General features: G+C 33.4%; 6 protein-coding genes. All 6 read right to left on the bottom strand.

Annotation, left to right across the window (positions count from 1 at the left end; translation table 11 throughout):
- Window positions 1-9 precede the first annotated feature (9 nt).
- Window positions 10-306 carry a hypothetical protein gene (locus MV589_RS03200; RefSeq protein WP_297431976.1) on the bottom strand — a complete coding sequence of 99 codons (297 nt, stop codon included), beginning with the start codon at window positions 304-306 and terminating at the stop codon, window positions 10-12.
- Window positions 254-760: a hypothetical protein gene (locus MV589_RS03205; protein WP_297431978.1), complete on the bottom strand. Its 507-nt coding sequence runs from the start codon at window positions 758-760 to the stop codon at window positions 254-256. Before MV589_RS03205 ends, MV589_RS03200 begins: the two co-directional genes overlap by 53 nt.
- Window positions 732-1,433: a DUF2461 domain-containing protein gene (locus tag MV589_RS03210; RefSeq protein WP_297431980.1), complete on the bottom strand. Its 702-nt coding sequence runs from the start codon at window positions 1,431-1,433 to the stop codon at window positions 732-734. Before MV589_RS03210 ends, MV589_RS03205 begins: the two co-directional genes overlap by 29 nt.
- A gap of 7 nt (window positions 1,434-1,440) precedes the next feature.
- Window positions 1,441-4,566 (bottom strand): cytochrome c biogenesis protein, encoded by a 3,126-nt coding sequence (locus tag MV589_RS03215; RefSeq protein ID WP_297431983.1) that lies wholly within the window; start codon window positions 4,564-4,566, stop codon window positions 1,441-1,443.
- Between the two features lie 69 nt (window positions 4,567-4,635).
- A complete protein-coding gene (locus MV589_RS03220; protein WP_297431985.1) occupies window positions 4,636-5,619 on the bottom strand; it encodes a sensor histidine kinase in 984 nt (327 codons plus the stop codon).
- The coding region (locus tag MV589_RS03225) for a zinc-binding metallopeptidase family protein (RefSeq protein WP_521966162.1) at window positions 5,620-6,170 on the bottom strand (551 nt) is incomplete at its 5' end.

A 6,170-nucleotide genomic window follows, 5' to 3' on the forward strand; every position in this document is an offset into this window, starting at 1 on the left:
AAGAAAAGTTTATGCAGCAACTTGCAAATGAGCAGAAGATATTTTTTCCACATCGCTTAAAAGCTTAAAACTAAGCCTAGAATAGCCTTCAAGTTTTTGGTTCTTATATATGTTATAGTAGCTATCTATAATTCTATCAATATTGTAAAGTCTATCAGATTGTTCAGCCGTTAAACACTCTCTATTTTCTTCTAATGCTTTTCTATCATCAAGTATTTCAAAAAAAGTCTCATCATGAAAAAAAGCTTCAAGATCAAAATTCTCTAAGTTTTTCTGTAATCTGTTTAATTGTTTGTCTAAATTCATTGCTAACCTCCACCCTGTTTACTTTTGCACCTAATTGTTCTTTATGCTTACTCAATGTATCCACAATTGTACTATCAATTTTATATGAAGTCAATATTTTGCCATTTTGTGCGACAATAACAGCCCAATTGTCTTCTTTTGTATAAAAAACCCTATCCCATAAATCAGCTGCTTCATAGAGTTCAAAAAATGTTTCGTCACTACTAAGAGCATTAAATGTTTTTTGTAAATAGTCATGCTCATCAATAACTATTTCTTCAATATTCATTCTTTTATTCAGGTGTTTTCTGTAGTCTTTAATGGTATACCATAACATTGCAAAAGAAGATATTGCAGATTGTTTGCTTGTAGCATCAAAATTTTCTAAATGAATTAAAAAATTATTTTCAACTTTCTTATACTTTTCCATCACCAAAATATACCCATTAAACTTCAATCCGTAAACTAACTTCATACATAAACTGCTGCAGAGGCAACATATCTTCATATATTTCAAAAAGAGTTGTAATGAGAGCTTTACCATCTTCTATAAGATGTGGGTCTAAAAGCTTATATGTTGCCATACCTTTATAGAGAGATAAGTCTGCGTTTGGCATATCTTTGTCAAAACCTTTTGGGTAGCGTTTATAGCCTTTTTCAAGATGTGTATAATTTTTTCCCATCCCTTTGATTTTGTTCAAAATATCTGCAAGTTCTTGCCGCTTTGCATCATCTTTTATATATTCACGAAAAGCATCAAGCATAGGTTTTTCAAACCATCTCACACCAACTGCAACATAAAGTTCCTCTGGGGAGAAATGCATATAAAAAGAGGAGCTTTGCATCCTTTTGCCAGATCCTTGCCAAAATATTACACCAATACGGTGTTTAATTGGCTCTTTATTTGCACCCATTCTACGGGTATCTCTGTAAATTCTATAGAGTGATTTGTTTATTTTTGGTTCTGCGTTTATGGTGGGCTCTAGTGCTTGAAGATGTTCACCCATCTCTACGACAAAAGCGCGAGATGGGTTGAGAATAAGGTTTTCATACTCACTTTTATGAGCTTCAAACCATACTTTGTTGTTGTTTTTACGAATAGAGTCTAAAAAAGGTAAAACTTTTGGTGAAAAACCACTAAACTCCATATTTGTCCTATGCTAACTTTCTATTTCTAAACGCAAGTATAATAATAACAAAGACAATTGCATAACTAATAGGTACAAAATCAGGAATAGGAACCGGATCACCTTTTGCGTATGAGTGCATACCTGCAAGGTAGTAGTTCACTCCAAAATAGGTCATAAGTACAGATGTAAATGCCATTAAAGAGATTACGCTGTAGTTAAAATCATTATAAATAGATTTAATAAATCTTAAATGCAACACAACAGCATAAACAATGATGGTTACAAGTGCCCAAGTCTCTTTTGGATCCCAACTCCAGTATCTACCCCAAGACTCATTTGCCCAAACACCACCAAGGAAATTCCCAACCGTAAGCATTGCAAGACCTATCATAAGGCTCATTTCATTGATTGCGTTTAACTCTTTTATAGAGAGTGAAATTTGTCTATCGTTCTTTTCATTTTTTGCGATGAACAGAAGTAGCGTAATAAACCCAAGCAAGGCACTCAAACCTAAGAAACCATAACTCGCCGTAATCATAGAAACATGTATGCTTAACCAGTAAGAGTTCAGTACAGGCACAAGATTTGTGATTTGAGGGTTCATCCAACTTAAATGTGCAACAAATAGAATCAGACCTGCTAAAATAGAAGTCGAAGCAAGAGTAATTGGTGACTGCTTAGAGAAAATGAAACCAGCCAAAACTGTTGCCCAAGCAATATAAGTCATAGACTCAAATCCATTTGACCAAGGAGCATGTCCTGAAATATACCAACGAAGAGCAAGCCCTAAAGTATGTGCTAGGAAGAAAATTCCCAAAAGCCCCAAGGCAGATTTTGTAATAAATGTCATTTTAAACTGTGGTTTTAAAATTTTAATAAAACTAAGAACAAGTAAAACAAAACCGACTATGAAATACAGAGGCCAAAGAATTTCAAATATATTTGAATGGTTATAGAAAATTTCTGCTTTTATTCTACTTGCTTTTGGATAAACAGCCGCACCATACTTTTTCTGATATGCTGCAATTTTATCAAGTGCTGCATTACTCTTAGACCAATCACCACTTTTTAGTGAAGCATCTACAGAAGTAAAATAGTTTACAGCAAGATTTCTTACACGCTTACTATTTTGAGGTGAAAACTTTTTCAATGCTTCTATTGTTGCATACCATTTGTTATTTACATCATTTGGTTTTGGCCAAATTTTTAGAAGTGAACCTGTAAAAACCATATAAACAACATTCACTTTTTCATCAATCTTTAGTGCAGCTTTATCAAGTCTTTCTCTATCTTTTGGAGCTTTTCTTGAAGCCTCATCAACTAGTTTCATAAGCTTATAGCCACGCATATTTTCAGGATCTTGAAAAAATTGTGCAAAAGAGGCATATTTTGCATCTTTTGCAATACCTATTATTTTATTAATATTTTCATTTCCTGTTCTGATTAACTTTATATTTCTATAAATATCAGGACGCATCATCATTCCTAAAAGTACCTGATCTGCATTAAGTGTTTTATCTCCAACCTTTAGCGTAGCACTTCTGTGAATCTTTGCAAGAACTTCAATAGCAAGCGTATCTATTGGTTTCATTCGCCCTTTTGTATCTTGTACAACTAATTTAGAAAACTTTTTCGCATGCTCTTTAGGAAAAGACAAAATCGTTTTTATTGACGGATCTAAACTATCTGCATGCACCGATGGAGTTATACTAAGTAAAACTCCCATAGCAAGCAATGCAGGAATAGCTTTGGCTTTTGCTGCATCTTTTGCTTTTTTTGAAAGACGAGAAAATCTATGTTTTCTTGAAAAAAGTGTCCAAAACAGTCCAAATGCTAAAAGTGCATATCCAATATATGTTGGAAGTGTTCCTGGATCATGATTTACTGACAAGACGGTTCCTCCTTCATCCATATCATAAGAAGATTGAAAAAATCTGTAATGTCTATACTCTAAAATATGATTCATATAAATCCTATATTTTTCATGAAAATTATTTGCTTTATCAATAACCTCCACCTCACTTGCATACGAGGCTGGACTCATAGAGCCTGGGTATCTATCAAGCTTAAATTTTAGTAACTTGATTTGAAAAGGAATTTGAATCTCTTTTGAACCAAAAGAGACATAGACATCTACACCATCAACATTTACATGCGAAGCCTCGCCCTCTAAACCATTTCTAAAATAAGCAGTTACATTTTTTTTATGCCCATCAACATCTACAGAAAAACGCAAAAGTCCAAGACCAGAAGCTCTTAATTTAGCATTAGGGTTTGTGATCACTTTTTTAACAGCATGTGGCAAATATTTACGAAGTACAAAACTACCAAATTTTGTTGTATAAAGAACTCTATTGTTCAAGAGATCATTGTCGTTTGCTGCTAATTCTCCTTTTGATCTATCTGACATTTTCATATAAGAGAGTTGCATATTATGTTTCATATAGAGCTTATTGTCTTTTAAAAATATAGATATTGTAGGCTTCTTAAATGTTTTACCAGATTGAAAATCTAAAATAAAATTTCCAGCATTATAGTAGTTACCTTTATCTAGTGCAACAGGTTTTCCTCTACCTCCACCAGTTACCATCAGACTTAGCATTGAAGAACCTTTGGTGTCTTCTACTATTGAAGTTATGGCATTTGGAATATACTCTTTGAGGGTAACATCTACATCTTTACCTGCAACATCCAAAGAGGCTTCTAAGTCGTTATTTAAACGCTTAGAGAGATAGGCAATTTTAGAGTATGATACTACTTTGTCACCTACTTTTGCTTCTACATCAAAGTACGGATCTGAGCTCATCATAGAAGAGGCAATCATACCATTTCTGATATGCATAATACCCTCATAGCCCATATATCTGGTAACAGCTGCACCAAATAAAATAACTAAAAAAGCAATATGAAATATAAATATAGGAGCTTTTTTAAGTGTGTACATTTTAAAATGTATAATATTATAAACAAGATTTAAAGCTAAAATCCCTAAAAGAACATTAAACCATTGTGCATTATAAATTTCTGCTTTTGCGGTCATCGTTCCATAGTCATTTTCAACTATAGTCGCATATCCAATGGCAAATGCAAAAATCAGCATCAAAACCACCATAGATTTCATTGATCCAACAAAGGATAAGAGTGTTTTCATTGTATTCCTTTAATAAAAAGTTATTGTAATAAAAATAAGATAATAGAATGTATAAATTATATGCTTAAATTAAATGTGTAGCTCTATTTCAAAACATTTTATCTTTTTATCACATAAAAACACATTTCCATCATGTGCTTGTGCTATTTGACGAGAAAGTATTAGACCGAGTCCATTCCCCTTAATTTTAGTACTTTTAAAGGCTTCAAAAAGTTCCTCTTTATTCTCAATTGCGACACCTGTATCAAATATTTGAAATATATGTCTCTCTTCATAAGAAAAATGTTTTATCTCTATTGTTCCCTCATCATTATCATCAGCTTCAATAGCATCTACTGCGTTTATAATAAGATTTGAGAAGAGCATTTCAAGCAGATCTTTGTCTGCGTTTAGCATAAAATCATCTTCTGGAAAAAGAAATGTTATCTCTTTTGAGTAGTCATAATATTTTAAAGACATATCTATAGATTCTCTCAGTTCACTCCATAAAAATTGCTCTTTATTCGCTATAACACCTTTTGAAAACATCAGCGTTGCTTTTATTATTCTGTCAATTCTACTTACAGATTTTTGTATCTCCTCAACAATAGGTACATTTTGAGGAATGACCTTCTTTTTAAGGGCAGAGCTTAAAAGAGAGATGGAACCTATGGGATTTCTTATTTCATGAGAGAGGTGTGCTGCCATCTGCCCCATTGTTGCTAAATTTTCTTTTCGTTTTTGATCAGTTATATCTGTAACACTTAACATCACTTTATCTTTATAGGTTGAACTTTTTACAAGATAAGAGCGCGTATTAAACTGAATCTCATAATCTTCATCTCTGTACGATAACTCTTTAAGCAGTTTATAGAGTTCTCTAGCATAAGAATTTTGCACAAAAACAGTATTATCACTATTGAGTATCCAGATTGCATTTGGTAAAAATTCAATCAGTTTTTCAACAGTATCTTGAAGATTTGCATAAGAGCTTTTGAGTTCATTAAACTCATTTTCTACTTTATAGGTCTGCTCTATTAAAAGATTTAACTCTTCTGGTGTAACTGCTGCCATCTAAAGTTGAAATCCTGTTAAAATTTTATAGAGTGCATGCGCATCATCACTTCCTGCAAGTTCTCTAATTGAGTGCATCGCATAAGTAGGGAGCCCAATATCTATGGTATCTACGCCTATACGAGTAGCAGTAATTGGACCTATGGTAGAACCACATCCCATATCGCTACGGGTTACAAACTGCTGCAATGGTAACTGCAACTCTTGAGCGATTTTCATAAACTTAGCAATAGTTTGGGAATTTGAAGCGTAACGCTGATTTGCATTCACTTTTATGACAACACCTCTATTTATATATGGTGCATGGTTTGCATCGTGTTTAGAGGGGTAATTTGGATGGATTGCATGAGCATTGTCAGCACTTACCATTAAAGAGCTTCGCACCATTTTCATATACTCTTCAAAGTCTGGAAAGATTCGTTTAAGTGTACTCTCCAAAAAGCTTCCCCCTGCTCCACTCGTTGAATCACTTCCAACCTCTTCATGGTCACTTGCAATAAACAGCATAGGTTTCTCTTCATGCACACTACAGATACTCAGCATTGCAGTGT

The sequence above is a fragment of the Sulfurimonas sp. genome, assembly GCF_026991475.1.
Lineage (GTDB): Bacteria > Campylobacterota > Campylobacteria > Campylobacterales > Sulfurimonadaceae > Sulfurimonas.

Bases quoted from the DNA above. Each gene is read 5' to 3' on its own strand.
- MV589_RS03205 (WP_297431978.1), bottom strand. From the start codon at position 760: ATGAAGTTAGTTTACGGATTGAAGTTTAATGGGTATATTTTGGTGATG.
- MV589_RS03210 (WP_297431980.1), bottom strand. From the start codon at position 1,433: ATGGAGTTTAGTGGTTTTTCACCAAAAGTTTTACCTTTTTTAGACTCT.
- MV589_RS03200 (WP_297431976.1), bottom strand. From the start codon at position 306: ATGAATTTAGACAAACAATTAAACAGATTACAGAAAAACTTAGAGAAT.
- MV589_RS03215 (WP_297431983.1), bottom strand. From the start codon at position 4,566: ATGAAAACACTCTTATCCTTTGTTGGATCAATGAAATCTATGGTGGTT.
- MV589_RS03220 (WP_297431985.1), bottom strand. From the start codon at position 5,619: ATGGCAGCAGTTACACCAGAAGAGTTAAATCTTTTAATAGAGCAGACC.